This window comes from Streptomyces sp. NPDC047081 (genome assembly GCF_040643775.1).
GTDB lineage: Bacteria > Actinomycetota > Actinomycetes > Streptomycetales > Streptomycetaceae > Streptomyces.
The window spans coordinates 294,407-321,394 of the sequence record NZ_JBEYUY010000001.1 but is presented as its reverse complement, the minus strand read 5'-3'; the positions used below and the strand labels follow the sequence as shown (position 1 = coordinate 321,394).

Below are 26,988 nucleotides of genomic sequence, written 5' to 3'. Positions count from 1 at the left end.
CCAATGACCATGGACCCCTTGGAGCGGCTGCTCGCCGAACGCGCCTGTGAGCGTCTGATCCTCGACTTCGTCCACCGTCTCGATCTCGGTGAACCCGCTTCCGTCGCCGGGCTGTTCACCGAGGACGGGGTGTGGGAGTGGCCGCCGCCGGGAGACGGTCGACGGTCCGTAGGGCGGGCTGAGCTGCGGGCGTACTTCGGGGCCCGGCCGCCGGACAAGCTCTCGCGGCGGGTCATGTCCAACATCCGCGTCACGGCCACCTCACCGGACACGGCCGAGTCGACGTCGTACTTCACGACGTACCGCGTCGAAGGCTGGACCGGCGGCATGCTCCCGGCCGGCCCGCCGGTCCAAGTCGGCCACTACGAGGACGAGTTCCGGCGCATCCACGGCAACTGGCTGCTCGCCCGCAGGGTTCTGCACCTGCCCTTCGGCGGACCGACTCCTCAGGCCTCCGCGTCGCCCAGCGCGTAGTCGAGGCCTTCGTCGTACGACATCGCCGTGCCCTCGGCGTATGCCTGTTCGTAGGCCTCGTCGCCGAGGCAGGCGGGCGCGGAGGGCTCGTTCGCGGGTGTGGCGGCCGAGAGTTGCGGGGGTCCATCTGGGCGCGGCCGAGGGGTTCCCAGATGCACCGGTCGACGCCCCAGCGACGACCTACCCCTGGTCCTGTGCCAGCCGGTCGGCCGAGGTGCCGGTGCCGCTCATGCCCGCCAATACGTCCTGATCAACTCCTCGGCGTCCCCGAGGAGTTCGACCTCCCGTGCGCTCATGGTCGGATTGCGGGAGCGCCGCTTCCGGGCCTCCGCGAGCCCCTCCTCGGTGAGGTGGGAGGGGTCGGCGAGCAGGGCGGCGAGACCGGCGCGGGCCAGGTCGGACAGGTGGGCCAACGGCCCGTCGTCGACGGCGACTTAGGCAAGGATCACGGCGGACATACCCCAGTCGAGCCCGGGGTCCCCTTCCTCCGCGTTGCTCCAGTCGATCACCATGGGCCGCCCGCCCCCGGTGAGCATCACATTGTCCGGATGCAGGTCGAGATGGAGAACCCGCCCGGTCCCGCCCGGCCCCGGAATGCCGTGCAACTGCCGCAGCAGCCCGGCCAGTACCTCCCCGCCCTCCCGCACGCCGATCGTCCCGGCCCCGAACGCCTCCAGCATGGTCACCCCGGCCACCCGCTCCATCACCAGCTCGGTCCGCGTGGAGTCGGCGAGCCGGACGCGGGGCACGGGATAGCCGTACGCGCGCACATGCTCCATGACCGCACCCTCGGCGAGCGCGTCGCCCCAGCCCTCCCGGTTCCGCCGCAGCACCCAGCCGCCGTCGATCTCGTACACGTCGCAGGTACGGCCGGAGCCGAGCAGTTTCCCCGTGATCCCCATGCGATGGAAACTACCCACTCGCACAGCCGCCCCTCAGGGTCCTGGTTACGGGCGGGTATGGTTGCCGAGTCGTCATCACACCCGTACGGGGGGAAGCCGGTGCAATTCCGGCGCTGACCCGCAACCGTGATCCGTCCCCCGGGACGCTGAGCCGGACTGCCCCGCGCGAACGTGACCGGCTCAGGTGTGCCGGCAGCCCGCCGGCGCACGGCACCGTCGAGGAATACGGAGCCGAGCCGCCCGGGGTGTCCCCGTGCTGCCCGGCTCCCCCACCGGGAGAGGCACCCACCGATCATGAACGTCGTCCGCCGCAGCGCCGCGGCCCTGGCCGCCACCGCAGTGATCGGCACCGCGACCCCGGCCGTCGCCGCGACCCCGTCGCCCTCCCCCTCGGTGGCGATACCCGACGGGCTGTACGGCACCACCGACCCGACGTACGACGGTGTCTGGCGCCAGTCGCTGGCCCTGCTCGCGCAGCGCACGGTCGGCGTCGAGCCGGCCCGCTCGGCCACGGACTGGCTGGCCGGGCAGCAGTGCGCCAACGGCGCCTTCGCCGCCTTCCGCGACGGCAAGGACGCACCCTGCAAGGCCGACACCAACAGCACGGGGGCCGCGGTGCAGGCGCTCGCGGAGATCGGCGATTACGACGCCCAGGTCGGCAAGGCGGTCCGCTGGCTGAAGTCGGTCCAGAACAAGGACGGCGGCTGGGGCTACTTCGCGGGCGGCGCGAGCGACGCGAACTCGACGTCGGTGGTGATAGGCGCGCTCGCGCAGGGCGGGGTGACGGTGCCCAACCTCCGCAAGGACGGGAAGTCGCCGTACGACGCGCTGCTGAAGCTGGCGTTGCCGTGCGGTGGGAAGGACGGGGGCGCGTTCGCGTACCAGCCGGACAAGAAGGGGGAGTTGACGGCCAACGCGGACGCCACGGCGGCGGCCGCGCTGGGTGCGCAGGGCGAGACCCTGGCGGGGAGCGCGCAGGACGAGGACGACTCCGCCGCGACCTGCCAGAAGCCCGAGGGGCCTCTGCCCGTGCAGGCGGGAACCAACGGCGCGGCCTGGCTCGCGAAGACCCTGGCGAAGGACGGCCACCTGACGACGGCCCTCCCCGGCGCCGAGCCCCAGCCGGACTACGGCAACACGGCCGACGCGGTGGTCGCCCTCTCCACCTCGGGCCTGGGCGACCAGGCCGCCAAGCCCCTGCACTGGCTGGAGTCCAACGCGGGCGCCTGGGCGGCGAAGGCGGGCCCGGCCGCGTACGCCCAACTCATCTTCGCGGCGGCGGCGACGCCGGGTGGCGACGTGCACGACTTCGGCGGGGAGGACCTGGTGGCCAAGCTCAACGCGACGGGTCCGAAGCCGGAGGGGGTGGACGACAACCCGACGGCGGGCGCGAGCGACGCGAAAGCATCATCCGACACCGACGATTCCGACAAGGGTGGTCTGAGCGCTGCCTGGACGGTCGGCGGCGGGCTCCTCATCGGCGCGCTGATCGGCTTCGCCCTGATACTCCGGGGCCGGAGGCGTCAGCAGTGATCCGCCGAGCCACCGTGGCCCTGGCCGCGCTGTTCCTGACCTTCTCGGCGGGTGCGCCGGCCCACGCCACGGCCTACCGCTACTGGTCCTTCTGGACCTACGACGCCTCCCACTGGACGTACGCCACGCAGGGCCCGTCGACGACCCGCCCCACCGACGGCGAGGTCCAGGGCTTCCGCTTCGCGGTGAGCGAGGACTCGACGGAGGCGGCGAGGCCGCGGGGCCCGGTCTCTTTCGGGGTGATCTGCGCGCGAACCCGGACGCAGAAGGACCACAAACGGGTGGCGTTGGTAATCGACTTCGGCACGAAGCGGGACGCCCCGTCGGGCGAGACCCCACCGACCCGCCGCACGGCATGCGCCCGGGTGCCCTCGGATGCGACGACGGCGGAGGCCCTGGCATCGGTGGCGAAGCCCCTGCGCTACGACACGAACGCCCTGCTGTGCGCAATCGCGGGCTACCCGGAACGGGGGTGCGGCGAGCCACTGACGACGGCAACGCCCGCGAAGAAGAAGGGAACGGGCCCGTCAGCGGGCTTGTGGGCGGGAGTAGCGACGGTGACGGTGTTGGGGGCGGCAGCGGTGTGGCAGACAAGGCGGCGCAGGCGTGGCTAGCAATGCCGCACAGCCTGCGGCCGGTCGCGCCCCGGCCCCCGCCCAGCCCCCACGCCCCGCCCACCTCCACCCCGCCGCCTGGTGGCTCTGGTCCCTCTCCCTCGGCACCGCAGCCACCCGCACCACCAACCCCCTCCTCCTCACCCTCCTCATCACCACCTCCGCCTACGTAGTGGCAACCTGCCGCCCCACCACCCCCCACTCCCCCTGGTCCCGCTCCTACTCCGCCTTCCTCAAACTCGCCCTGACCGTCCTCCTCATCCGCCTCCTCTTCGCCACCGCCTTCGGCTCCCCCCTCCCCGGCACCCACACCCTCCTCACCCTCCCCGAAGCCCCCCTCCCCCACTGGGCCCAGGGCATCCGCATAGGCGGCAGGATCACCGCCGAAACCCTCACCTTCGCCTTCTACGACGGCCTGAAACTGGCCACCCTCCTCATCTGCGTAGGCGCCGCGAACGCCCTCGCCAGCCCCACCCGCCTCCTCAAGTCCCTCCCCGGCGCCCTGTACGAAATGGGCGTGGCGGTGGTCGTGGCCCTCACCTTCGCCCCCAACCTCATCGCCGACGTCCACCGCCTACGAGCCGCCCGCCGCCTCCGAGGCCGCCCCGACAAGGGCCTCCGCGGCCTCCTCCAGGTAGGCCTGCCCGTCCTCGAAGGCGCCCTGGAACGCTCCGTCGCCCTCGCCGCCGCGATGGACGCCCGCGGTTACGGCCGTACCGCCGAAGTCCCACCCGCCGTCCGCCGTACGACCACCGCCCTCACCCTCGGCGGCCTGCTCGGCGTATGCGCGGGAACGTACGGCCTGCTGACCGCCGAAGGCGGCGTCTACGGCCTCCCCCTCCTCCTCGCCGGCCTCACCGCGGCCCTCATCGGCCTGCGCCTGGGCGGCCGCCGCACGCCCCGCACCCGTTACCGCCCCGACCGCTGGAACACCCGGGCTGCCTGGTCGCCGTCTCCGGAATGGCGGTCGCGGCGGCACTCACCCTCGCCTCCGCCCAGGACCCCACCGCCCTCCACCCGGGCGTGATCCCCCTGGTCGCCCCCACCCTCCCCCTCTGGCCGGCGGCGGCCGTACTCCTCGGCCTCCTCCCCGCCTTCGTCGCGCCATCCCCCAAGGAGCCGTCGTGATCCGCTTCGAAGATGTCTCCGTCACCTACGCCGGAGCCACCGAACCCACCGTCAGGAACGTGGACTTCGAGGTCCCGGAAGGCGAACTCGTCCTCCTGGTGGGCCCGTCCGGTACCGGGAAGTCGACGATCCTCAACGCGGTCAGCGGCCTGGTCCCCCACTTCACCGGCGGCACCCTGCGCGGCAGGGTCACGGTGGCGGGCCGCGACACCCGCACGCACAAGCCCCGCGAACTGGCCGACGTGGTGGGCACGGTGGGCCAGGACCCGCTCTCCCACTTCGTGACGGACACGGTCGAGGACGAACTCGCCTACGGCATGGAGTCGTTGGGCCTGCCGCCCACGGTGATGCGCCGCCGAGTGGAGGAAACCCTGGACCTCCTGGGCCTCACCGACCTCCGCGCCCGCCCCATCTCCACCCTCTCCGGCGGCCAGCAACAACGAGTGGCGATCGGCTCGGTCCTCACCACCCACCCCCGAGCCCTGATCCTCGACGAACCGACATCGGCCCTGGACCCCGCAGCGGCGGAAGAAGTCCTGGCGGTCCTCCAACGCCTGGTCCACGACCTCGGCACCACCATCCTCATGGCCGAACACCGCCTGGAACGGGTCGTCCAGTACGCCGACCAGGTCGCCGTCCTGGCAGCGCCGGGAGCAACACCGAAGCTCGGCACCCCGGCCGAGATGATGGCCGTATCGCCGGTATACCCCCCGGTGGTGGCCCTGGGCCGCATGGCGGGCTGGACCCCATTGCCCCTGACTGTGAGGGACGCAAGGCGAAGAGCAGCAGACCTGCGCGACCGGCTGACGCCGCCAGCAAGCACCCCCAAGGGGCGCGGGGCTGTATTGGATATGCGGCTACCGCCGCGTGAGCGCGACCAGCCACACCCAACCCGCACCCGCCAACGATCAGCACCCCCCGAGCCATCAGGCGCCCCCACCCCCCACGCAGCCGAGGTCCACTCCCTCTCCGTCACCCACGCCCTCCACAACATCACCCTCACCATCACCCCCGGCGAGACAGTCGCCCTCATGGGCCGCAACGGCGCCGGAAAGTCCACCCTCCTCAACACCCTCGTAGGCCTGACCAAACCGTCGACCGGCGAAGTACAGGTGGGCGGCGCAACCCCCCACCGCACCCCACCCCCCGACCTGATCCGCCGAGTGGGCCTGGTCCCCCAAGAACCCCGAGACCTCCTCTACGCCGAGACGGTCGCCGCCGAATGCAGGGCCGCCGACCACGACGCCAAGGCCACCCCCGGCACCTGCCGCGCCCTCCTCTCCGATCTCCTCCCGGGGATACCGGACACCACCCACCCCCGGGACCTCTCGGAAGGCCAGCGCCTCACCCTCGCGCTCGCCGTCGTCCTGACCGCCCGCCCACCCCTGCTCCTCCTCGACGAACCGACCCGAGGCCTGGACTACGCGGCGAAGTCCCGCCTGACCACCCTCCTCCGCGCCCTCGCCACCGAGGGCCACGCGATCATCCTGGCCACCCACGACGTGGAGCTGGCCGCGGAGATCGCCGACCGCGTGGTCCTGCTCGCCGACGGCGAGGTGATCGCGGACGGCCCGGCGGCCGACGTGATCACGGCCTCCCCCTCCTTCGCCCCGCAGGTCAGCAAGATCCTGGCCCCCCAGAAATGGCTCACGGTGGCACAAGTGAGAGAGGCCCTGCAGTGAAGGTCATCCACCTCGGCCCCCGCTCCGTCACGGCCCTCGTCCTCGTCAGCGCGACAGGCGTCGCCGCCCTCGGCTGGCCCTTCCTCGCCCCGCCGACCTCCCAGGTCAGCGCCCACGCAGCCGACGCCCCCTGGCTCTTCGCCGGCCTCCTCGTCCTCCTCGTACTCGTCCTGGCCGCGACGATCTCGGAATCGGGCCTGGGCCCGAAGGCCGTCGCGATGCTCGGCGTCCTCGCGGCGACCGGCGCCGCCCTGCGCCCCCTCGGCGCGGGCACCGCCGGCATCGAGCCCATGTTCTTCCTCATGGTCCTCAGCGGACGCGTCCTCGGCCCCGGCTTCGGCTTCACCCTCGGCTCGCTGTCGATGTTCGCGTCGGCGCTGCTCACCGGCGGGGTGGGGCCGTGGATGCCGTTCCAGATGCTGGCGCTGGGCTGGTTCGCGATGGGCGCGGGTCTGCTGCCCGGGGCGGAGCGCCTGCGCGGCCGGGCCGAGCTCGCGCTGCTGGCCGGCTACGGCTTCCTCGCCGCGTTCGCCTACGGCACGGTCACCAACCTCGCCGGCTGGCCCTTCATGCAGGGCCAGGCCTCGAACATCGCCTTCCAGCCGGACGGCTCGGCCCCCGCCAACCTGGCCCGCTTCGTCCTCTACTGCGTGGCCACCTCGCTGGGCTGGGACCTGGGCCGGGCGCTGTGCACGGTCGTACTGACCTTCCTCCTCGGCCCGGCCGTGCTCAGGGCGCTACGCAGAGCCACCCGGCGGGCGGCGTTCGAGACCGCGGTCACATTCGAGCCCCGCCCACCGGTGAAGCACCCCACATGACCCACATCACCCACTATATTCACTAGTAGTGCATATCGGACGCCATGCTCACGCCAATACCGCCCCTGACCTGCACATAGAGATCCAGATCACACAAGTCACATGCACCCCACATGCGACCACAACTAGTAAAAGGGGTCATTGCGGACGCGCTCCGAGCCTGTTTCTCTGGACGACGTCGCACGGCGCCGACGAGCCCTCAGGGTCGCGGCGCCGACGTATGAGCCCGAGAGGTGCCGTACGCGACGACCATGTCCCCGAAGAAAAGGTTCTCCGTGTTCGTCTCCCGCATCGCCCGCAGCATCGCGTCCCCGAAGAAGGCCCTCACCACCGCCGCCGTGGCCGCCGCCACCGCCGGCATGGTGCTGACCGCGGCCCCCGCCCACGCCGCGACCGCCGACTCGGCCACCGAGGCCAAGGCGATCGCGCACCAGCTGATCCCGAACGCGACCCAGTACGCCGCGTTCAGCAAGATCGTGGAGCACGAGAGCGGCTGGAACGTCAACGCCACGAACGCCTCCTCCGGCGCCTACGGTCTGGTCCAGGCCCTCCCGGGCTCGAAGATGGCCTCGGCCGGCTCGGACTGGCGCACCAACGCCAAGACCCAGATCAAGTGGGGTCTCGACTACATGAACTCCCGCTACGGCAGCCCCACCGGCGCCTGGTCCTTCTGGCAGGCGAACGGCTGGTACTGATCCGCCGCCCTGGGGCGCCGACACCGCGAACGTACCGAAGTGGTCCGTGGCGCCCTGGTCTCTCACCCGCACCCTCGCCCCCTCACCGGCGAGGGTGCGGGCGCATGTGCGGGCATTGCCGACGTACCCATCGCCACCTGCCCGCCCCCTTCACCGCGCGGGCGTCGTGGTCGGCGACCGGGGTGTCCGAGAACCCCCCTCCCTCATGGTGGACTTGGGTGCACCCCGCCCGTCCGGCCCACCGCGGAGCAGCCTCCATGAGCGAGCAGACCGAAGAGACCACGCACGAGTCCCGCGGACTGCGCCTGGTCGCCGTGCTGTTGGGGCTGACCGTGGTCAGCGGCCTGATCGACGCGGTGAGCTACCTGGGCCTGGGCCACGTCTTCACCGCCAACATGACGGGCAACGTCGTCGTCCTCGGCTTCGCGGCGGCCGGTGCCCCCGGCTTCTCGGTCCCGCACACGGCGACCTCGCTGGTCTGCTTCCTGATCGGCGCGACGGCGGGAGGCAGAAGCTCCCGGTGGCTCGGCAAGGGCTCCCGCCGCAGGTGGGCCCGCCTGACTATCGCCACGGAAGCGGTCCTGCTCGGCGTATGCGCCGCGGTGGCCTTCGCGGCCCCGCACGCGACGGCCACGGTCTACACCCTGATCGCCGTCACGGCCTTCGCGATGGGCCTGCGCAACGCCACGGTCCGCAAACTCGGCATCCCCGACCTCACGACGACGGTCCTCACCATGACCCTGACCGGCCTGGCCTCCGACTCCCGCGCGGGCGGCGGCTCGGGCCACCGCTCCCCCCGCCGCACGGCGTCCGTGGTCGCGATGGCGGCCGGCGCCTGGCTGGGCGCGTGGCTGGTGACGGACCACGGCCTGGCGATTCCGCTGCTGGTCGCGGCGGCGGTGGCGGGGGTACTGGCGGTGGTGGCCTCGGGCCGGGAGTAGGAGCGGGGAGTCGGCGCCAGGCATATCGTCCGCGTATCGAAAACCGCATACGCGCGGGCAACACGGCACTGCCTTGGCTGGGCGCATGCCCTACTCCGAACCAGTACGACTGACCGTGCGGCCGATCAGCGCCGCCGAGCACCTGGCGTTCGTGCGGACGCGGGGATCGGTCAGCTTCCTCCAGACCCCGGCCTGGGGCCGTGTGAAGACCGAGTGGCGCAGTGAGTCCCTCGGCTGGTACGACGGCGGCCGGCTGGTCGGGGCCGGACTCGTCCTGCACCGCCCGGTGCCGCGGCTGGAGCGCTACACGCTGGCGTATCTGGCCCAGGGCCGGGCCATCGACTGGAACGGCAGGCTCGACAGGTGGCTCGACCCGCTCGCGGGCCTGCTCAAGGGGCAGGGCGCGTTCGCGATCCGGCTCGGCCCGCCGGTGCGCACGGACACCTGGAGCGCCGCGCGGGTCAAGGAGGGCATCGCCGACCAGGGCGTCAGACGGCTCACCGACCTGTCCGGCGGCCGGACCGACCCGATCGGCGCCGGCGTGGCCGGACAGCTGAGGGACGCGGGCTGGCTGCCGCGGAGCCCGGAGGACGGATTCGGCGCCGGACAGCCGCAGTTCACGTACGAGATCCCACTGACCGGCCGGACCGAGGACGACCTGCTCAGGGCCATGAACCAGCTCTGGCGTCGCAACCTCAAGAAGGCGGCCAAGGAGGGCGTCGAGGTCACGGCCGACGAGATCACGGCCGTTGACGACCTGAAGGCATTCCACGACCTGTACGTCCACACCGCGGAGCGAGACCGCTTCACGCCCCGCCCGCTGCCCTACTTCACGACCATGTTCGCCGAGCTGAGCGCCGAGGCCCCCGAGCGGATCAGGCTCTATCTGGCGCGCCACCAGGGCGAGTTGGTCGCCGCCGCCATCCTGGTCCGCGTCGGCGCGCACGCGTGGTACACGTACGGCGCCTCCTCCACCGCCAAGCGCGAGGTGCGCGGCTCCAACGCGTGCCAGTGGGCGATGATCCGGGACTCGCTGGCGGCCGGCTGCGAGGTCTACGACCTGCGCGGCATCACGTCCACCCTCGACGCGGACGACCCGCACGTAGGGCTGATCCAGTTCAAGGCCGGCACCGGCGGTCGGGCCGTGCGGTACGTCGGCGAGTGGGACCTGCCGCTGCGGCCGACGATCTACCGGGCCTTCGACCTCTTCATGAGACGACGCGGGCGGTGAGCCCGCATCTCACGACCTATACGCGTCTCACGACCAGCTCGCCCTTGGCCGTGGCGATGGCCGCGCGTGACCCGAACTCGCCGAGGTGGGCCTGTCCGACGTTCAGGACGACGGCGATGTCGGGCGCGGCCAGAGCGGTGAGCTGGGCGATGTCGCCGACGTGGCGGGCGCCCATCTCCAGGACGAGGAAACGGGTGGCCGCGTCGGCGCGCAGCATGGTGAGCGGGACGCCGAGCTCGTTGTTGAGCGAGCCGATGGTGGCGACGGTCGGTGCTGCGCTCTTCAGTACGGCTGCCAGCAGGTCCTTGGTGCCGGTCTTGCCCTGGGAGCCGGTCAGAGCGGCGACGGTCAGGCCGTCGCGCAGCCGCGCGACGACGTGGGTGGCGAGTGCCTGCAGCGCGCGCTGTACGTCGCCGACGACGACGGTGGGAAGTGGGGTGGGCCGGGAGCCGAGCACGGCGACCGCGCCGGCCAGGGCGGCCTGACCGGCGTAGTCGTGGCCGTCGACGTGCTCGCCGGCGAGGGCGACGAAGAGGCCGCCGGGCTCGGCCTGCCGGCTGTCGAGCACGGCGGGCGCGGTCACCGTCACATCGCTGTCTCCGTCTCCCGCGACCGTCCCCGTGACGGCCGCGGCGATCTCGGCGAGGCGGAGCGGGATCATCAGGACCTGCCCAGCAGCGCGACGGGAAAATCGAAGTAGGTGTCCGGATAGGGCTCGTCCTTGAGGGTGTAATGCCACCACTCGCGGTCGTAGGAGCTGAACCCGCAACTCTCCATGACGGAACGGAGATACCGACGGTTCGCCGCCTCGTTTCGCGCGATTCCCTTCGCTCCGTGGTGAGAGATGGGATCCATCAGGTCATGGCCGCCGCCCATGGGGGCGAGTTCACCGGTTTCCAGGTGATAGATGGTCAGATCGACGGTGCTGCCACGACTATGACCCGACCGGGCAGCCACGTACCCACTCTCGAACATCTCGGCGCGGTCGATGTTCGGATAGTGCCGTGCCTTCGTCCTGCCGTCCTCCGGCTCCCGCGACCAGCGCAGAAAGCGGTCCACGGCGCCCTGCGGCCGGTAACCGTCCCAGATGAGCAGGCCGAAGCCGCGGGAGGCGGCCTCCTCTCGCGCGTTCCGGAGGGCCGCGCACAGGGCCCTCGTGCCGACGATCCGGTTCGCCAGGTATCCGTCCACCGGTTTGCCGGTGAAGTTGTCCCAGGTGGCGTACTTGGCGTCCCAGCGCACGCCGGGTACGAACTCGTCCAGAAAGACGAAGTCGTCGTTCATCGGCCCGCCCTCGCCAACGCCAACGACACCACCCGGTCGATCACTTCGGCGAACGGCAGCCCGGCGGCTTCCATCATGCGCGGATAACGGCTGTAGGAGGTCAGGCCGGGGAGCGTGTTCACCTCGTTGAGGACAACCTCCCCATCAGCCGTGAGGAACAGGTCCACGCGCGCCAACCCCCCGCATCCCAGGGCGCGGTACACGTCCTTGGCCGTCTCCTGGACGAGCGCACGCGAAGTCGCCGAGATATCGGCGGGAACGATGGGAGTCGAGTTCTCGGAGCCGCTTTCGGGGTCGTCCTCCTGGTGAATCTTGAAGAAGCCGTGGGACAGGGCGATCCGGTCCACCTCGCCGACGGTCAGGTCAGTCCCGTTCCCCAGTACGGCGCATCCGACCTCGTCGCCGACGACGGCTTCCTCGATCAGCACCTTGGAGTCGTACTTCCGCGCGATGTCCATGGCACCTGGCAGTTCTTCCGCGGCGGACACCTTGCTGACACCGAATGACGACCCCGAACGGGCCGGCTTGACGAAGACGGGATAACTGAACCAGTCGCCGTCGATCTTCTCGTCCGGCGTGACGGTCCAGAAGTTCGGCGTCGCGATTCCCTTGCTGCGGGCGACGACGTAGGTGAGGGATTTGTCGAGGCACAGGGCAGAACTCTGAATGTCGCATCCCACGTACGGGATACCGGAGAGTTCCAACAGCCCCTGCATAGCGCCGTCCTCACCGAACTTGCCGTGCAGGACGGGCAGTACGACGTCCAGGCCGACGGTCTCGTAACGCCCCTGCTCCAGGACGAGAAGTCCACGCACGCCACCACCGTCCGGCGACAGCACGACGGTAGGCCCCCCACCGTCCTCCCACTCCGCCCCCGGACGCTCACATAGCTTCCAGGCACCGCCCTTCGTGATCCCGACATAGAACGGTTCGTACTTGTCGAGGTCGAGGTTCTTGGCCACTTCCTGCGCGGACTTGACGGAGACGGGGTGTTCTTCGGAACGCCCCCCGAATACAATCCCAACCCTCAACTTATCCATACTTCTGTTCCCCACTCTCGAATTTCAGACAGTTGGTGATGGAGTTCTCGACGGTGTCGCGCAGGGCGCGGTCGGTGTAGTAGGCGGTGTGCGGAGTGATGAGCACGTTGGGCATTTCCTGGAGCCGCAGCAGGTGTTCACTGTCGATACGCGCGCCTCTGCAGTCGGCGTAGAAGATCCCCTCTTCCCCCTCGACGACATCGAGGGCCGCACCGCCCAACCTGCCGCTTTCCAGGGCGACCACGAGAGCCTCGGTATCGATGAGTGAACCGCGCCCGGTATTGACGACGAAGGCACCGCGCTTCATCTGCCCGATGCGCCGACGGTCGAGGAGGTGGCGCGTCTCGCGGTTGAGCGGCGTATGGAGCGTGACGATGTCGCTGAGTCGCAGCAGTTGGTCGAGGGAAACGTATTCGACATCGGTATTGGCCCGGTTGCTGTGGGCGAACACTCGACACCCGAACCCCCGAAGCCTGCCGACGACCGCCGCCCCGATGCGCCCGGTCCCGACAACCCCAACGGTCAGATCACGCAACTCTTTCCCGCGCACCCCGTGCAACCGGTAATCATGAACATCCGCACGCCGAACGGTGGACTTGGCGTTCCGTACCGCCATCAGCATCATCATCAACGTGTAGTCGGCGACGCTGTCGGGCGAGTAAAAGACATTCTCAACGGAGATGCCGAGACTGGCCGCGTACTCCACGTCGAGGTGGTTGAATCCGATACTCCGAGTGGAGATGTAGGCAACACCGGCGCGACTCAGAGCAAGGAGAGCGGAGTCCGATATCCGCGCCTTGTGACCAACACTGACACACCGATTCCCAACGGCCAGCCCGGCATTACCCTCGGACACGCCCGCTTCAGTAATGGTAGGCACAACACCAAAACGGGGCGCCAACTCCCGGAACAGAACGGCCTCGTCCGGTTCGCACCCGTAGACCGTGATTCCGGTTAAGGCTCCAAGCGATCGGCTACGACGGACCGCAGTTCGTACGGGTTCGCTGTAGGTCATGCCCGTAGTCAAGGGGGCAGGGTGTTGCAGGCACGTATGCGGTTTCCGATACGGCGACGATATGCTACTCGTCAGTAGTAGCCTGACCGCGTCGGCTACCCTCTCGATTCACCGATCGACTTGTCGACGCAAGGGCGGCCCAAGTGAAGTACGTGCGTGTGGAGTCATTGCAGGATCGGTACGGATACCACCTGGATCCACAGAATTACTTGCAGGCCCTCCCGCAGCTCTCTGACAGCCTTCCCCCCGGCGCGGCAGCGTTTGCCGCCCACCCGGAACACTACGATTTTCGAGCCGCTCGGTGTGTCAAGGATCTGGAGCTGAGCCAAGCAACGCTCGCCGATGATCAAGGGGAAATCACTCTCGAATTTTCCCTGATCCCCAACGAGTGGAAGCACGAGGGCGGTTTGCGTATCCGCTACTCGGACGTCCAGTCTTTCCGCGTGGACACCCAGGACCCCGACGGCATGCTCCCTCGCCTGGGCGCCCTGCAGTTGGACGAAGTGCTTCCGCATCCGTCAGGCATGTCGCACGAGATTTCCTTCACGTGCGGTTCAGTCCTCGTCGTCGCTGCCGATCTCGCGGCCACGTGGGGGTAGAGGTCAGCCCGAGACAACAGGGGGCGATGAGTTTCGGCATGCTTGACAACCGCCTTGCCGTCGCCTCCAGGTGACCGTCTTCCCCGTGATCAGCGGTCGGACCGGGACCGACCTGATCTTCGAGGGCGCGGACGACTTCGACCTCGAACTGATCGAGAGCCGGACGTTCGACGGCCGCACCCAAGAGCCCACCTACCGGCCCATACCGCACCGCCCGGTCAAACGCGGTCGTGCAGCGTGATCCGGTAGCCGTCCGGGTCCGCGAAGGTGAACGTTCGGCCGAAGGGGCCGTCGATCGGGGCGGAGGTGATGGTGTGGCCGTCGGTGGTGAGCGCGTCGTGGATGGTCTGGACGTCCGTGGCGTGGAGCCAGATCGCGGTGCCGATGCCGGGCTGCGCGACGGACGCGAGGTCCGTGCCGGGAATGACGTCCCGCAGCGCGAACGCGATCGGCTTCGTCTCGAAGACCACGGCGTGCGGAGGTCCCGCCGGTGAGCGGACCAGGCCCAGGTAGCGCTCGTAGAACGCCTGCGACGCGTCGAGGTCGCGTACCTGGAGCGAGATGAAGTCGGGGCCGGTGGCGGGCATGGTGACGCTCCTTCGCAGGGAACTCATGTCAGTTTTCTGACACGCAGCACGCTATGTCAGAATGCTGACATGGGTCAAGAAGGTGTCGGCGTCGACCTGGAGACGTCACTGGGCTACCTGCTCAAGGAAGCGTCGAGCGCCCTGCGCGCCGCCATGGAGGAAGTGCTGCGCCCGCTCGGCATGAACGTGACGCACTACTCCTGCCTGGAGCTCCTGGCGCAACGCCCCGGCCTGTCGAACTCCGAGCTCGCGCGCGGCGCCTTCGTGACCCGGCAGACGATGAACGTGCTGCTCCAGTCCCTGGAACGCGACGGTTACGTGACCAGGCCCGAGCAGGCCCCCGTCGGCAAGGCCCTCCCCACGCGGCTCACCCCCCGCGGCCGGCGCAGCCTGGAGCAGGCGAGCGCGGCCGTCCGGTCCGTCGAGGCCAGAATGCTGGCCGGCCTGACCGGACCCGAGCAGGCGGAGGCGTTCCGGATCCTGCAGAGCATGGTCCGTTCCCTGCGCGGCAGTTGATCCCCGCGCGGCAGTCGACAGGGTTGTCGATCAGGCCAGCTCCACCCGGACCCGGTGGTCCGGCCCGCCGTCCTTCGCCAGGATCGAGTACTCCTCCGCCACCGCCCGGTACAGCCGCATCCCGCTGCCGCCCCGGACGTCGTCGAGCGTCCACGCCCGCCCCCCGTGCAGCAGCGACCGCCGGGAGAACGCATCCATCGCCCGCTCGGCGTCCGGCCCCTCGGCCACCCCGGCGACCGCGGACACGTACACCCCCTGCCCCGTCCCGATCGCCACGGACGAGTCGAAGATCGCGATCCCCACCTCCGGCCGCACCGCGATGTTGCACGAATGCCGGGCCTCCGGCGAGGACACCCACACGAACTCCCGGTACCCGACGTGAGCGAAGTAGACGGGAGAGCTCCACGGGCGGCCCTCCGAGTCGGCGGTCGCCAGCACCATGTAACGGTTCGTGTCGACGACGCCACGCGCCATCCCGGCCCGGCTCATGCGCCACTCCTGCGGTACGTCATCACGAAGTCCCGCTCCCACGGCGCCGCCGCGTCCACCTCCGCCCGCTCCCACGCCCCGCGGATGACATCGCCGCCCTCCCCCACCTCTCCGACGAACCGCTGCCGGAACGCCAGCGGCGAGAAGTCCGGCCGCTCGCGCAGCAGTTGCCAGATGCCATCGGCGAAGGTCATCGCGTACAGGCGCACTACTCCCCGCGAGTCGTAGTAGTGCTGCGTGTACCCGCCCGTCTCCGGGGCGACCGCGATGATCGCCATGCTGTCGGGGGCCGGATTCGGCGCCTGCATCCGCTGGACCAGGAAGCCTCCGTCCAGGCCCCACTCGAAGACGCAGCGGCCCTGCGGCGGCGCCGCCGGTCCCGGAAACTCGGCCTCCACCACCCACTCACCGACCAGCACGTCCAGCCGAGCCAGCGCTTCCCGCCGTTCCGTCGTGTCCACCGCGAACACCTCCTCACCAAGACAGACCGCAGCGGCGGGCGGAACTCATCGGCGCACCCTTCCGGTCAGGGCTTCCCGCACTCGAACCACACCGTCTTCCCGCCCCCGCCCCCGCCCCCGGCCCCCGCCAACGACACCCCCCACTTGTCCACCACCGCCTCCAGCAGGAGCAGCCCGCGCCCGCCCTCGGCCTCCGCCCCCAACTCGGCCCTCGCGGACGGGAGTCGAGGGCAGCCGTCCGTCACCTCCACCCGCACCCCGGCCAGTTGCCGCAGCACCAGCAGCACGCACCGCCGGTCCGGCACATGCCGTACGACGTTGGCGACCAGTTCCGTCACGCCGAGTTCCACCGCGTCCGTCAGCTCCGGCAGGTCCCACTCGTCCAGCAGCGAGCGGACGATACGGCGGATGTGGCGGGCCGAGTGGGCGCCGACCGTGAGACTCAGGCGGTAGGTGGGGGGAAAGTATGGGTTCACGGGACGATCGTGACCTGGCACAACTACGCTGGGCCATAGGGTGAATACAACCCGTCGCGATGTACGCGGAGCCGACTGCACGAGGGGGCCGTACGTGACCCACATCAACACCCTCGACCCGGGCGCCTCGCCCCTCGACTACTACGGCTACGAGCTACGCCGTTACCGCGAGGCCGCGGGCCTCACCCAACGCCAACTCGGCGACATCCTCAACTACACGGGCTCCCTCATCGGCCAGATCGAGACCGCCCGCAAGCTCCCCACCTTGGAGTTCAGCGAGCGAGCCGACGCGGCACTGGAGACGGGCGGCGCGTTGTCGCGGCTCGTCGAGCTGGTGATGCGCAGTCAACTTCCGGCGTGGTTCAGGCAGGTGGCCGAGCTGGAGGCGCGGGCCGTCGAGATCTGTACGTTCCAGATGGGCATGATCCACGGCCTCCTCCAGACCGACGCGTACGCACGCGCCACCCTCGGCGCCCTCGACCGCACGAACCTCGACGACCGCACCGCGGTACGACTGGCCCGGCAGCGCATCTTCGAGAAGGACGAGCCGCCGGTCTTCTGGATGGTCATCAGCGAGGGCGCCTTGTACCAGGAGGTCGGCGGGACGGAGACCATGCGCGGCCAACTGGCCCACCTGTTGAGCTTCGAGAACAACCCGCGGATCAACGTCCAGGTGCTCCCGTTCTCGGCAGGCGCACACGCCGGTTCCCAAGGCTCATTCACCGTCTTCCGGTTCGCGAGCGACCCGACCATCGTCTATACCGAGGGCTACAGCAACGGGCATCCGACCGCGAACCCGGACACCGTCAAGGACTGCTCACTCCGTTACGATCATCTGCAAGCCGCCGCGCTCTCCCTCAGGGACTCGGCGGAGCTGATCCGGCGGGTGATGGAGGAACGCTATGGAGAACCAGGCGACCCAGTGGCGTAAGTCCAGCTACAGCGGCGACCAGGGCGGCGAATGCCTCGAAGTCGCCGAAGCCCCGACCGCCGTATCCGTCCGCGACTCAAAAAACGTGACCGGGCCGGTGCTGTCCTTCCGGCCCGACGCCTTCCGTCAGTTCGTCACCTCCTTCGCCGCCCGGTGCGATCTCCACTCCTTGCGGAAGAAGTAGACCCGCAGCGCTCCCACCGCCAGGAACATCAGCCCGACGCCGAGCCGGCCCAGGCCTCCTGCCGTGACGAACCAGTAGAAGGCCAGGCCGGTGAAGAAGGCGCAGATGGCGATGATCAGCGGGTCGCGGATGTAGAAGGGCAGGACGCGGAGGATCAGGTTGATCAGCATCGGGCAAGTTGACCAGCCCGGGTCCTGACTGTCTACTGCCTTTGTCTGCTACAGCCTTTGCAGGATCGTGCCCGTGGCCAGCGCGCCGCCCGCACACATCGTGATCAGCGCGAACTCCTTGTCCGTGCGCTCCAGTTCATGGAGGGCCGTGGTGATCAGCCGCGCACCCGTCGCGCCCACCGGATGCCCGAGCGCGATCGCGCCGCCGTTCACGTTGACCTTCTCCAGGTCCTGCTCGAAGACCTGCGCCCAGCTCAACACCACCGACGCGAACGCCTCGTTGATCTCGACGACGTCGATGTCGCGCAACGACATCCCCGCCTTGCCCAGCACCGCGCGCGTCGCGTCGATCGGTCCGTCGAGGTGGAAGTGCGGGTCGGCGCCCACCAGAGCCTGCGCGACGATCCGCGCCCTCGGCTTCAGTTTCAGCGCCCGCGCCATCCGTTTCGACGCCCACATGATCGCCGACGCGCCGTCGCTGATCTGGGACGAGTTGCCCGCCGTGTGAATGGCGGTCGGCATGACCGGCTTGAGGCCGGCCAGCGCCTCCATCGACGTGTCGCGCAGGCCCTCGTCACGGTCCACCAGGCGCCACATGCCCTGCCCGGCCCGCTGCTCGTCCTCCGTGGTCGGGACCTGGACCGCGAAGGTCTCCCGCTTGAAGCGCTCCTCGGACCAGGCGATCGCCGCCCGCTCCTGGGAGATGAGGCCGAGCGAGTCGACGTTCTCCCGCGTCAGGCCCCTGTTACGGGCGATGCGCTCCGCCGCCTCGAACTGGTTCGGCAGGTCCACGTTCCACTCGTCGGGGAACGGCTTCCCGGGGCCGTGCTTGGAGCCCGACCCCAGTGGAACGCGTGACATCGCCTCGACGCCGCAGCTGATGCCGACGTCGATGACGCCGGCCGCGATCATGTTGGCGGCCATGTGCGAGGCCTGCTGACTGGAGCCGCACTGGCAGTCGACCGTCGTCGCGGCGGTCTCGTACGGCAGGCCCATGGTCAGCCAGGCCGTGCGCGCGGGGTTCATGGACTGCTCGCCGGCGTGGGTCACCGTACCGCCGACGATCTGTTCGACCGCGTCGGCGGGGATGCCGGTGCGGCCGAGCAGTTCACGGTAGGTCTCGCCCAGGAGATAGGCGGGGTGCAGGTTGGCGAGTGCTCCGCCGCGCCTGCCGATGGGGGTGCGTACGGCTTCGACGATCACGGGTTCCGCGGCCATGGGGGAGGTCCTCTCCTCGGGTACCCGCGCGGCGCGGGGGCGTCCCGGCCGGCCCCGCCACGCTGAACTAGTACGTGTTCTAGTTCTGCAAGGAGTCTGCTGACTGAACGTCCATAACCGCAAGGGTCGTGCATGCAATTGGGTGCGCCGTACCCCTTGCCTCTTGTAGAACCCGTTACTACCTTCACGGCAACCTGGTTCCTGATGGACCGTCAGAATCGAAGCCACGCACGCCGGAGTCGCCCATGTCCTGTCCAGCTCTGCCCGACGGGTTCGACTTCACCGACCCCGATCTGCTGCACGCCCGAGTGCCCCTGCCGGAGTTCGCCGAGCTGCGCCGGGCCGAACCGGTCCGCTGGATCCCCCAGGCCGCGGGCGCGGCGGGGTTCGGGGACGAGGGCTACTGGGCCGTCACCCGGCACGCGGACGTCAAGTACGTGTCCACGCACCCCGAGTTGTTCTCGTCGTACCTCAACACGGCGATCATCCGCTTCGGCGAGCACATCGAGCGCGACGCGATCGACGCGCAGCGGCTGATCCTGCTGAACATGGACCCGCCGGAGCACACCCGGGTCCGCCAGATCGTGCAGCGCGTCTTCACCCCGCGCGCGATCCGGGCACTGGAGGACCGGCTGCGCAGCCGCGCCCACGACATCGCCGAGTCGGCACGCGCCCGCTCCGGCTCCTTCGACTTCGTCACCGAGGTCGCCTGCGAACTGCCCCTGCAGGCCATCGCCGAGCTGATCGGCATCCCGCAGGACGACCGGGCGAAGATCTTCGACTGGTCCAACAAGATGATCTCGTACGACGATCCGGAGTACGCGATCACCGAGGAGGTCGGCGCCGAGTCGGCCACCGAGCTGATCGCCTACGCGATGAACATGGCCGCGGACCGCAAGCAGTGCCCGGCGAAGGACATCGTGACGAGGCTGGTGGCGGCGGAGGACGAAGGGAACCTGAACTCCGACGAGTTCGGCTTCTTCGTGCTGATGCTGTCGGTGGCGGGCAACGAGACCACGCGCAACGCCATCACCCACGGCATGCACGCGTTCCTGACCCACCCGGAGCAGTGGGAGCTGTACAAGCGGGAGCGCCCGGAGACGGCGGCCGAGGAGATCGTCCGCTGGGCCGCCCCCGTCAACGCCTTCCAGCGCACGGCGACGCAGGACCTCGAACTCGGCGGCAAGCAGATCAAGAAGGGCGACCGCGTCGGCATCTTCTACGCCGCCGCCAACCACGACCCCGAGGTCTTCACCGACCCCGACACCTTCGACATCCTCCGCGACCCCAACCCCCACCTCGGCTTCGGCGGCGGAGGCCCGCACTACTGCCTCGGCAAGTCCCTGGCGGTCCTGGAAATCGACCTGATCTTCAACGCGATAGCGGAAGCGCTCCCGAACCTGACCCTCGTCAGCACCCCCGACCGCCTCCGCAGCTCCTGGATCAACGGCGTCAAACACCTCCAGGTAACCACGAGTTGAAGCAACTCCCCCCACTGACCCGGGCCGACGGCCTCCCGGCGCCGTCGGCCCGCTCAAGCGGCCGTTACCCGTCAGGACGTGGAGGAACCACTGGCCGCGCCGATGATGACGAACAGCCAGAAGAGGACACCGATCCCCACACTCGTGTAGACGAGTATCCGGGCTTTCCGTGACGCCTCCGCGGCTCCCTGGAAGTCGCCCACCGAGGTCCTGGACCCGGCTTGCGCCGCGAAGACGATGGCGGCGATCCCGGTCGGCAGGAAGCAGAGGACTGTGACGAGGACGGCCGGCACCATATAAGTACGGGGGGCCGTCATGGGGGTCGCGAATGATGGGGCCCTCCCATGGTCGCTGAATTGCCTGCCCTGCCACAACTCCTCCTGCGGCGGCTTGGCGCGCGGTTGTGCTGGACGTCCCTCCCAAGGCGTCCCCTGCTCCCATTTCTCGGAGTCCGCCATGGCCGAATTCCCTCCTTCGACTGCACCGTTTCAGTTCGGAACCCACATGGCGCTACTGGCGTCCCAGGTCCAGCGCCCGTCCCGGGCATCCAGGCCGACCGCCTGTTTGTACGCCTGCTCGGGGAGGTCCGGGGTGAATGTGACCCGCCCGCCCGTAGGCATTTCGAAAACCAGCCCCCGAGGTGCCGGCCCCTCCTCCGCGGCGGGCTTCAGCAGCCGCTGAGTGAACTTCTTCAGCCCCACATGGGCCTCTTCCGCGAATTTCCGGAAAAGGGTGCGCAGGAACGGCTCCAGGGCCGCGGTCATGACGAGTACGTGCACGAACTCCGACGTTCCTCTCCGCGTCGGGACGAGCATGCAGGTGGTGTCGATGCCCGCCGCTCGCAGCAGGTCCTGCCCCTCTTCGGCGGGATGGGAGGGCAGAGCAGAGGGCCAGAAGATCTCAACCTCTACGTCGGTCATGGTGCGTCTCCGTTTCGGCCATCCAGTCGGGCACCGACCAGCGCTCGATCGTCCCGGTTCGGGTCGCGGTCACCAGCCCCTCGTCGTCCAGGAAGCCGAGCCCCACCGGCCAGCCGGCGATGTTCCCCACGAAGAACGCGGTCCCGGTGTGCAGGTTCCGGATGGCGACGCCGCCTCGGTCGTCGGCGACGGCGAGCGCCGGGCGGTCTACGGAGAAGGCCAGTTGGAGGACGGGCCGGCCGTCGGCCTTGCGCCACAGCTGCCGGCCGTCCCAGCTCCACAGCCGCACCTGCCCGTCCCGGCAGCCGGTCGCGAGACAGTCCTCGGTGTAGGCGAGGGAGAGAATCGGCTGGGGGTGTCGCCATTCCACGACGGAGTCTCCCCGCCCGTCCAACTGCCGTACGGGACCGTCGCTGCAGGCCACGACGACAGCCCGGTCCCCGGGGGTGAAGCCGAGGTACCCGAGAGCGACCTTCTCCGGCGCCGTACGGCGGGAGTTCTTCGCCGCCCATACGGGGGCCGGCCAGACGGGCAGGTCCCGCACCCGGACGCCGTGCGTGTCGTAGATCTCGACGCGGTTCTGCACGGTGAGTGCGAGCCAGCGACCGTCCGCGCTGAAGGCGAGGGCGGAACCTCTCCCCCCGACGTCGAAGACGAGCGCGGGCGTCTCGGTCTGCAGGTCCCACACGACAACGGTGCCGTCGTCGTGCCGGCTGGCCACATGCCGCCGCCAGGGGCTCCAGGCCAGGCACACCGGGTGCCCGCCCCGAACAGGGAGGCACTGGGCGGCCAGTTCCCCTTTCCGTCCCTCCAAGACCCGGACCACACCGTCGTCGCAGGCCACGGCGAGCAGATCGCCAGGCCCTCGTACGAGGTGGAGGCAGGGGCCGGATTCGGCGATGACGGTCCCATGGGGAGTTTCCGGGGGCGGTGGCAGGGGTGGTGGCGGGGGTGGCGGTTGTTTGGACGACGTGGACGACGGCCGCTTCGGGGTGGTCGGCGGCTCGCGCGGCTCCTTCGGCCCAGACGTGAAGATCTGGGTCGTGTCCGACGCGAGGAACAGGACCGGTGTGGCCCACTCCAGGGTGCCCAGACTCATCTTGACTTCGTCTCGGGCGAGCATCACCGCCCGGTCGACCGGGAATCCTTCGGCGATCCGCTCGTAGAAATAGGACGCGAAGACGAAGGCGGCCTCGTCGGTGATCTCGTACTGCATGGCCACAACAGCGGGTGCTCCCGCTCGTACGAGGGCGGCGGCGGTACTCGAGAAGACGTCACCGGATCCGCTCACCGCGGACTCACAGGCGTTCAGCACGATGAGGCGCAGATGCGGGCTGGCTCCGATCAGCCGCTGAAAATCCTCGGCCGCGACGCGCATCGCAGACCCGCCGGCGCCGGAAAGCTGGATGTATCCGGTCCCGTTCTCCTCGTCGAATCCACCGTGACAGACGCAGTGCAGCACGTGCCACGTACCGGATTGCAGCGCCTGCCTGAGGTCCTGCCACCGGTCTCCGGGGAGCCAGTGGACATCCACCTTGTCCGAGCCTTGCTGCTGGAACACATGCGCGATCCGGTCTCGTTCCTTTTTCTCGTCCAGTTCGGGTAGATCACTCGGGACAGCCGACATTCCGAGCACCCGGAGCGGAAGGGAAAGAGGTACCGGGGATATCGGATCCATGAGCTGAAGGGCTCGCACAATCGGCACACTGAGGGCAAGATAATCACCGCGAGACGGATCGACCATATACTCCCACGGAATACGGCATACTTGCGGACCGTCTGGTCGCAACAGCACGCGCAACGGCTTTCTATCCGTCTTGGCACGACGTTTGCAGAGTTCGAACTGGACACCTATCGCACCCTGCAGAATAGATTCCGTGAGACGCCTCCCGAATTCCCGGACCGACTTCTCCGGTGCCGACGTTCCACGCTTGATGGTTATGCTGTACGACTTCGCCAGGGAGAGCTCCACCTGGGCCAGCGCTGTTTTCAGCTCACTTTTCGAATAGGGAGGAGGTACCCGCACGCTCGCTTCGCCGCACTCAGAAGAGCATCTGACGATCCACTGAGTGTCGCTCTCGATGATGTCGAGCCGAAACGGCAGACCTTCCATCCCGCCACCTCCGACCCCCCAACTCCAGTGCACACCCGATACTTCGGGGCGTCCACTCGGCTGCCGGGCGGTGGTGTCGGGTCAGCCCGGTGCCCCGTCCTTCACCAACGCGGGCTCACTGCTCGCCGAGGCAGCCGCGGCACTCCGCGCCCGCGGCCCCTGGAACACATACGCCAGCCCGAACCCGGCGCCCACCACCACCGCCCCGCCCACCGCGTCCAGCACCCAGTGGTTGCCCGTTGCCACGATCGCCGAGACCGTGAAGAACGGGTGCAGTAGGCCCAGCGCCTTCATCCACCACTTGGGCGCGATGATCGCGATCACCACTCCGCACCACAGCGACCAGCCGAAGTGCAGGGACGGCATCGCCGCGTACTGGTTGGTGAGGGCGGTGAGGGTGCCGTAGTCCGGCTTGGAGAAGTCCTGGACGCCGTGGACCGTGTCGATGATGCCGAGGCCGGGCAGGAGGCGCGGCGGGGCCAGGGGGTAGAGCCAGAAGCCGACCAGGGCGAGGAGCGTGGCGAAGCCGAGGGCCGAGCGGGCCCAGCGGTAGTCGACCGGGCGGCGCCAGTAGAGGACGGCCATGACGGACAGCGGGACGACGAAGTGGAAGGACTCGTAGTAGAAGTCGAAGAAGCCGCGGAGCCAGTCGACCTTCACCACCGCGTGGTTGACCCAGTGCTCGACGTCGATGTGCAGGAAGCGTTCGAGGTCGAGGATCTGGTGGCCGTGGTGCTCGGCCCGCGTCCGCCCCGCCTCGTTCGAGCCGCCCGTCGCCGCGAGTCTGACCTTCTGGTACGCGGCGTACGTGACGCGGATCAGGAGCAGTTCGAGGAGGAGGTTCGGGCGGGTGAGGACCCGGCGCAGGAACGGGAGGAGGGGTACGTGCCTGAGGCGGGCCGGGACCGGGTCCGCGTACTCGGTCGGGATCGGCGTCCGGTAGTACGGCGAGGTGCGGGACAGGAACGGGACGACGGTCGCCGCGGCGAGAGCGGCGAGCAGGACGACGTTGTCGCGCAGGGGGTCCATCGCCGACATGTTCGGCAGCATCATCTTCGCCGGCAGGGTCATGACCAGGACTACGGCGACCGGCCAGACGTAACGGTCGGACGCGCGCTTGCCGACCCGCCCGACGACCGCGAGCAGGACCCACAGGAGCTGGTGCTGCCAGGTCGTCGGCGAGACCGCGATCGCGGCGCAGCCGGTGATGGCGACCGCGAGCAGCAGCTGGCCGTCGCGGGCGTAGTGCACGGCCCGGCGGACGCCGAGGACCGCGACGGCCGTGCCCAGCGCGAAGAAGAGGCCGATCTCCAGCGGGCCGGTCAGGCCGAGGCGCAGGAGCGCGCCGTGCAGGGACTGGTTGGCGAGGTCGTCGGCCGGTCCACCGAGACCGGTGCCCGCCATGTGGTGCACCCAGTAGGTGTACGAGTCGTGCGGCATCGCCGCCCAGGCGAGCGCCGTCGACGCGGCGAAGGTGACCCCGGTGGACAGCGCGGCCCGCTTGCGGCCGGTGAACCACAGCAGCGGCGCGAAGAGCAGCACGGTCGGCTGGAGGGCGGCGGCGAGGCCGATCAGCAGGCCGCTGGTGCGCTCGCCGCGCCAGACGAAGCAGCCGACCAGGACGAGCAGCACCGGGATGATGCTGGTCTGGCCGAGCCAGAGGGTGTTGCGGACCGGCAGCGACAGCATCAGCAGGCTGATCGCGACCGGCGCGGCGAGCAGCGAGGTGCGCCGGCTGACCGGCTGCGGGAGCGCTCGGGCGACGACCAGGCCGAGGGCGGCCACCAGCAGCAGCGTGCCGAAGGTCCAGCCCCAGCCGAGCGCCTGCTCGGCCGCCCGGGTGAGCGGCTTCATGACCAGACCGCCGAAGGGCGTGCCGGTGAACTTCGTCGAGTCGTACAGCGAGCCCTTCACATGCAGGACGCCGTTCGGGCCGACCCAGGTCTCCAGGTCCGTCAGCCGCTCTCCCCTGGGCGTGCCGAGGACGACGGCCACCTGCCGTACGGCGAGGACCGCCGCGACCAGCCACAGGCCCAGCCGCGCCACGCGCAGGCGTCCCCTGACCGTGCCGACGGCCGTCGCCCCGAAGGCCTTCGCCGGTCCCCCGCTGTGCTCCACGTTCGCCACGCCTCGTCGGCCTCCCGCCCCGTTGCTTTGAGCCCCCTGAGAGAGACGCAGGCTACCGCGCCTTCACCTGACGTCCGTCCTCCTTTTGTTTCGACGACGATAGTGCGCCGGAGGTTGGCCTGCCTCGGCGGGACGCGAGATGGATCACATCCGAATCGCCACGCGCCGCCCGGCACCTGCGTAACGTCGGAAGACCTGTCCATGGGACCACGGAGGGTGCGGGGTATGGCCGGTTTCCTGCGGAAATGGGCGCGGGCGCGCTTAGCGACGATCCTGGTGGTCCTTCTGACAGTCCAACTGGGTTCCTTGATCGCACCGGCCTACGCCTGCGGCTGCGGCGCGCTGATCCCGGGCGCGGCGCAGAGCGTCAGCGTCGGCCGCGAGGAGTCCGTGGTGCGCTGGGACGGGAGCCGGGAGCAGATCGTGATGAGCCTGGCGGTGGACGGCGACGCCGAGCAGGCCGCCTGGATCATGCCGGTCCCGCACCGCGCGACCGTTCAGCTGGCCGACCCCAAGCTGTTCACCCAGCTCCAGGCCGCCACCGCCCCCGTCCGCCGGGACCGCTACTACTTCTGGCCGCAGACCGGCGACTGGCCGCTGACGACCGGCCGCGACAGCGTCGCCGGCCCGCGGGGCGCGGGCGTCGCACCGTCCGGCGTCGGCGTGGTCGGCCGCCAGAAGCTCGGCCCCTTCGACGTGGCCCGGCTGACCGCCACCGACCCGGCCGCCCTGAACGGCTGGCTCGGCACCAACGGCTTCACCATGCCGCCCCGCCTCGCCGGCGCCCTCCAGCCGTACGTGGACCGCCGCTGGGAGTACGTCGCCGTCCGCCTGGCCCCCGAGACCGCCGGCACCGCCCTGAACGGCACGCTCGACCCGCTGCACCTCACCTTCGCCTCCCGGCAGCCGGTCTACCCGATGCGCCTGTCCCGGCTCGCCACCACCGCGCAGTCCCTCGGCCTGTACGTCCTGTCCGCGCACCGCATGGAGCCGAGCTCGGCGATCGGCGGCTCCCGGCCCCGGGTCACCTTCGCCGGGCGCGTCACGGCGAAGTCAGGCCCGCTGGCCGAGCTGGCCGCGGGCGCGCCGTTCCTCACGGCGATCGGCCAGGAGTTCCCGACCCCCTCGGCGATCTCCGGCGACCACGTACTGCGCCGGGCGTCCGCCGACACGCCGTTCCAGCAGGTCATCTACGAGGACCACCTGCGCCTGGTGGCGGGCGTCCCGGTGTGGCTGCTGACGGTCGTCGGCGCGCTCGCGGCGGCCGTCACGGCCGGTGCGGTCTTCGTCGTACGACGCGCTCGGCGGCCGGCGGCCGCGCACGCCGCGCACGGCCCGCATGTTCGTTAGCCTGGCTAG

At 69.8% G+C, this 26,988-nt stretch carries 28 protein-coding genes, 4 pseudogenes and 1 riboswitch; of the genes and pseudogenes, 16 read left to right on the top strand and 16 right to left on the bottom strand.

Annotation, left to right across the window (positions count from 1 at the left end; genetic code table 11):
• The first annotated feature begins 9 nt into the window (after positions 1-9).
• Positions 10-474: a nuclear transport factor 2 family protein gene (locus ABZ848_RS01535; RefSeq protein ID WP_360824313.1), complete on the top strand. Its 465-nt coding sequence runs from the start codon at positions 10-12 to the stop codon at positions 472-474.
• Here ABZ848_RS01535 and ABZ848_RS01530 read toward each other — a convergent pair.
• Together ABZ848_RS01530 and ABZ848_RS01525 are read right to left on the bottom strand one after the other, a co-directional pair.
• On the bottom strand, positions 447-632 hold the full coding sequence (locus ABZ848_RS01530) for a hypothetical protein (RefSeq protein ID WP_360823428.1): 186 nt from the start codon (positions 630-632) through the stop codon (positions 447-449). The genes ABZ848_RS01535 and ABZ848_RS01530 overlap by 28 nt on opposite strands.
• Positions 633-701: 69 nt before the next feature.
• Positions 702-1,376: pseudogene (locus tag ABZ848_RS01525) on the bottom strand (phosphotransferase).
• Positions 1,377-1,465: 89 nt separating this feature from the next.
• Positions 1,466-1,538, top strand: a riboswitch (cobalamin riboswitch).
• A 132-nt stretch (positions 1,539-1,670) separates the two neighbouring features.
• Between ABZ848_RS01525 and ABZ848_RS01520 the strand changes: the two are divergent.
• The 8 genes and pseudogenes from ABZ848_RS01520 (at position 1,671) to ABZ848_RS01485 (ending at position 10,018) form a co-directional block, all read left to right on the top strand.
• Entirely contained in the window at positions 1,671-2,909 is a 1,239-nt protein-coding gene (locus tag ABZ848_RS01520) for a prenyltransferase/squalene oxidase repeat-containing protein (protein ID WP_360823425.1), read from the top strand.
• Complete coding sequence (locus ABZ848_RS01515) at positions 2,906-3,523, top strand: SCO2322 family protein (RefSeq protein WP_360823422.1); 618 nt, start codon at positions 2,906-2,908, stop codon at positions 3,521-3,523. The genes ABZ848_RS01520 and ABZ848_RS01515 overlap by 4 nt, the downstream gene beginning before the upstream one ends.
• Positions 3,516-4,651, top strand: a pseudogene (locus ABZ848_RS01510) (CbiQ family ECF transporter T component). The gene ABZ848_RS01515 and the pseudogene ABZ848_RS01510 overlap by 8 nt, the downstream one beginning before the upstream one ends.
• Positions 4,648-6,333, top strand: coding sequence for an ATP-binding cassette domain-containing protein (locus ABZ848_RS01505; RefSeq protein ID WP_360823419.1), 1,686 nt, complete (start codon positions 4,648-4,650; stop codon positions 6,331-6,333). The pseudogene ABZ848_RS01510 and the gene ABZ848_RS01505 overlap by 4 nt, the downstream one beginning before the upstream one ends.
• Positions 6,294-7,151, top strand: a complete 858-nt coding sequence (locus tag ABZ848_RS01500) for an ECF transporter S component (RefSeq protein ID WP_360823416.1) — start codon at positions 6,294-6,296, stop codon at positions 7,149-7,151. Before ABZ848_RS01505 ends, ABZ848_RS01500 begins: the two co-directional genes overlap by 40 nt.
• 275 nt (positions 7,152-7,426) lie before the next feature.
• Entirely contained in the window at positions 7,427-7,846 is a 420-nt protein-coding gene (locus tag ABZ848_RS01495) for a transglycosylase SLT domain-containing protein (protein WP_360824310.1), read from the top strand.
• Between the two features lie 257 nt (positions 7,847-8,103).
• Positions 8,104-8,787, top strand: coding sequence for a YoaK family protein (locus tag ABZ848_RS01490; protein ID WP_360823413.1), 684 nt, complete (start codon positions 8,104-8,106; stop codon positions 8,785-8,787).
• 85 nt (positions 8,788-8,872) lie between these two features.
• Positions 8,873-10,018 (top strand): peptidoglycan bridge formation glycyltransferase FemA/FemB family protein, encoded by a 1,146-nt coding sequence (locus tag ABZ848_RS01485; RefSeq protein WP_360823409.1) that lies wholly within the window; start codon positions 8,873-8,875, stop codon positions 10,016-10,018.
• A 31-nt stretch (positions 10,019-10,049) separates the two neighbouring features.
• Here the strand turns inward: ABZ848_RS01485 and ABZ848_RS01480 are convergent.
• The 4 genes and pseudogenes from ABZ848_RS01480 to ABZ848_RS01465 all read right to left on the bottom strand — a co-directional run.
• Positions 10,050-10,679, bottom strand: a pseudogene (locus ABZ848_RS01480) (Mur ligase family protein); the annotation flags it as partial.
• Positions 10,679-11,302, bottom strand: coding sequence for a D-Ala-D-Ala dipeptidase VanX (gene vanX / locus ABZ848_RS01475; protein ID WP_360823406.1), 624 nt, complete (start codon positions 11,300-11,302; stop codon positions 10,679-10,681). The pseudogene ABZ848_RS01480 and the gene vanX, both read right to left, overlap by 1 nt.
• Complete coding sequence (vanA, locus tag ABZ848_RS01470; RefSeq protein WP_360823404.1) at positions 11,299-12,342, bottom strand: D-alanine--(R)-lactate ligase; 1,044 nt, start codon at positions 12,340-12,342, stop codon at positions 11,299-11,301. The genes vanX and vanA overlap by 4 nt, the downstream gene beginning before the upstream one ends.
• Positions 12,335-13,357 (bottom strand): D-isomer specific 2-hydroxyacid dehydrogenase family protein, encoded by a 1,023-nt coding sequence (locus ABZ848_RS01465; RefSeq protein WP_360823401.1) that lies wholly within the window; start codon positions 13,355-13,357, stop codon positions 12,335-12,337. The genes vanA and ABZ848_RS01465 overlap by 8 nt, the downstream gene beginning before the upstream one ends.
• Before the next feature lie 143 nt (positions 13,358-13,500).
• Between ABZ848_RS01465 and ABZ848_RS01460 the strand changes: the two genes are divergently transcribed.
• Together ABZ848_RS01460 and ABZ848_RS01455 are read left to right on the top strand one after the other, a co-directional pair.
• Positions 13,501-13,956: a hypothetical protein gene (locus ABZ848_RS01460; RefSeq protein WP_360823398.1), complete on the top strand. Its 456-nt coding sequence runs from the start codon at positions 13,501-13,503 to the stop codon at positions 13,954-13,956.
• 61 nt (positions 13,957-14,017) lie between these two features.
• Positions 14,018-14,197: pseudogene (locus tag ABZ848_RS01455) on the top strand (hypothetical protein); the annotation flags it as partial.
• On the opposite strand, the gene ABZ848_RS01450 reads toward ABZ848_RS01455, so the two are convergent.
• Positions 14,175-14,543 carry a VOC family protein gene (locus ABZ848_RS01450; RefSeq protein ID WP_360823395.1) on the bottom strand — a complete coding sequence of 123 codons (369 nt, stop codon included), beginning with the start codon at positions 14,541-14,543 and terminating at the stop codon, positions 14,175-14,177. The pseudogene ABZ848_RS01455 and the gene ABZ848_RS01450 sit on opposite strands and share 23 nt — an antisense overlap.
• Before the next feature lie 69 nt (positions 14,544-14,612).
• On the opposite strand from ABZ848_RS01450, the gene ABZ848_RS01445 reads away from it, so the two are divergent.
• Positions 14,613-15,059, top strand: coding sequence for a MarR family transcriptional regulator (locus tag ABZ848_RS01445; RefSeq protein ID WP_360823392.1), 447 nt, complete (start codon positions 14,613-14,615; stop codon positions 15,057-15,059).
• Between the two features lie 30 nt (positions 15,060-15,089).
• Here ABZ848_RS01445 and ABZ848_RS01440 read toward each other — a convergent pair whose 3' ends face one another.
• The 3 genes from ABZ848_RS01440 to ABZ848_RS01430 form a co-directional block, all read right to left on the bottom strand.
• The gene (locus ABZ848_RS01440; RefSeq protein ID WP_360823389.1) at positions 15,090-15,548 is read right to left on the bottom strand and encodes a pyridoxamine 5'-phosphate oxidase family protein; all 459 of its coding nucleotides are present in this window, start codon (positions 15,546-15,548) and stop codon (positions 15,090-15,092) included.
• A complete protein-coding gene (locus ABZ848_RS01435; protein ID WP_360823386.1) occupies positions 15,545-16,009 on the bottom strand; it encodes a hypothetical protein in 465 nt (154 codons plus the stop codon). The genes ABZ848_RS01440 and ABZ848_RS01435 overlap by 4 nt, the downstream gene beginning before the upstream one ends.
• A gap of 65 nt (positions 16,010-16,074) precedes the next feature.
• Positions 16,075-16,485, bottom strand: coding sequence for an ATP-binding protein (locus ABZ848_RS01430; protein ID WP_360823383.1), 411 nt, complete (start codon positions 16,483-16,485; stop codon positions 16,075-16,077).
• Between the two features lie 94 nt (positions 16,486-16,579).
• Here ABZ848_RS01430 and ABZ848_RS01425 point away from each other — a divergent pair, with 94 nt between their 5' ends.
• On the top strand, positions 16,580-17,416 hold the full coding sequence (locus tag ABZ848_RS01425; RefSeq protein ID WP_360823380.1) for a helix-turn-helix transcriptional regulator: 837 nt from the start codon (positions 16,580-16,582) through the stop codon (positions 17,414-17,416).
• Entirely contained in the window at positions 17,388-17,600 is a 213-nt protein-coding gene (locus ABZ848_RS01420; RefSeq protein WP_360823377.1) for a DUF397 domain-containing protein, read from the top strand. Before ABZ848_RS01425 ends, ABZ848_RS01420 begins: the two co-directional genes overlap by 29 nt.
• Here the strand turns inward: ABZ848_RS01420 and ABZ848_RS01415 are convergent.
• Positions 17,543-17,770: a hypothetical protein gene (locus tag ABZ848_RS01415; protein WP_360823374.1), complete on the bottom strand. Its 228-nt coding sequence runs from the start codon at positions 17,768-17,770 to the stop codon at positions 17,543-17,545. The genes ABZ848_RS01420 and ABZ848_RS01415 overlap by 58 nt on opposite strands.
• A 48-nt stretch (positions 17,771-17,818) precedes the next feature.
• Positions 17,819-18,988 carry a steroid 3-ketoacyl-CoA thiolase gene (locus ABZ848_RS01410; protein WP_360823372.1) on the bottom strand — a complete coding sequence of 390 codons (1,170 nt, stop codon included), beginning with the start codon at positions 18,986-18,988 and terminating at the stop codon, positions 17,819-17,821.
• Between the two features lie 245 nt (positions 18,989-19,233).
• On the opposite strand from ABZ848_RS01410, the gene ABZ848_RS01405 reads away from it, so the two are divergent.
• On the top strand, positions 19,234-20,469 hold the full coding sequence (locus ABZ848_RS01405; RefSeq protein ID WP_360823369.1) for a cytochrome P450: 1,236 nt from the start codon (positions 19,234-19,236) through the stop codon (positions 20,467-20,469).
• A gap of 71 nt (positions 20,470-20,540) precedes the next feature.
• Here the strand turns inward: ABZ848_RS01405 and ABZ848_RS01400 are convergent, their stop codons facing one another.
• The 4 genes from ABZ848_RS01400 to ABZ848_RS01385 all read right to left on the bottom strand — a co-directional run bounded on the left by ABZ848_RS01400 (position 20,541) and on the right by ABZ848_RS01385 (position 25,629).
• Positions 20,541-20,786 (bottom strand): CD225/dispanin family protein, encoded by a 246-nt coding sequence (locus ABZ848_RS01400; RefSeq protein ID WP_360823366.1) that lies wholly within the window; start codon positions 20,784-20,786, stop codon positions 20,541-20,543.
• A gap of 171 nt (positions 20,787-20,957) precedes the next feature.
• The gene (locus ABZ848_RS01395) at positions 20,958-21,389 is read right to left on the bottom strand and encodes a hypothetical protein (RefSeq protein ID WP_360823363.1); all 432 of its coding nucleotides are present in this window, start codon (positions 21,387-21,389) and stop codon (positions 20,958-20,960) included.
• Entirely contained in the window at positions 21,370-23,502 is a 2,133-nt protein-coding gene (locus tag ABZ848_RS01390; RefSeq protein WP_360823360.1) for a CHAT domain-containing protein, read from the bottom strand. The genes ABZ848_RS01395 and ABZ848_RS01390 overlap by 20 nt, the downstream gene beginning before the upstream one ends.
• 81 nt (positions 23,503-23,583) lie before the next feature.
• Complete coding sequence (locus ABZ848_RS01385) at positions 23,584-25,629, bottom strand: bifunctional glycosyltransferase 87/phosphatase PAP2 family protein (protein WP_360823357.1); 2,046 nt, start codon at positions 25,627-25,629, stop codon at positions 23,584-23,586.
• A gap of 225 nt (positions 25,630-25,854) precedes the next feature.
• On the opposite strand from ABZ848_RS01385, the gene ABZ848_RS01380 reads away from it, so the two are divergent.
• Positions 25,855-26,979, top strand: coding sequence for a DUF2330 domain-containing protein (locus ABZ848_RS01380; RefSeq protein ID WP_360823354.1), 1,125 nt, complete (start codon positions 25,855-25,857; stop codon positions 26,977-26,979).
• Positions 26,980-26,988: the final 9 nt, after the last annotated feature.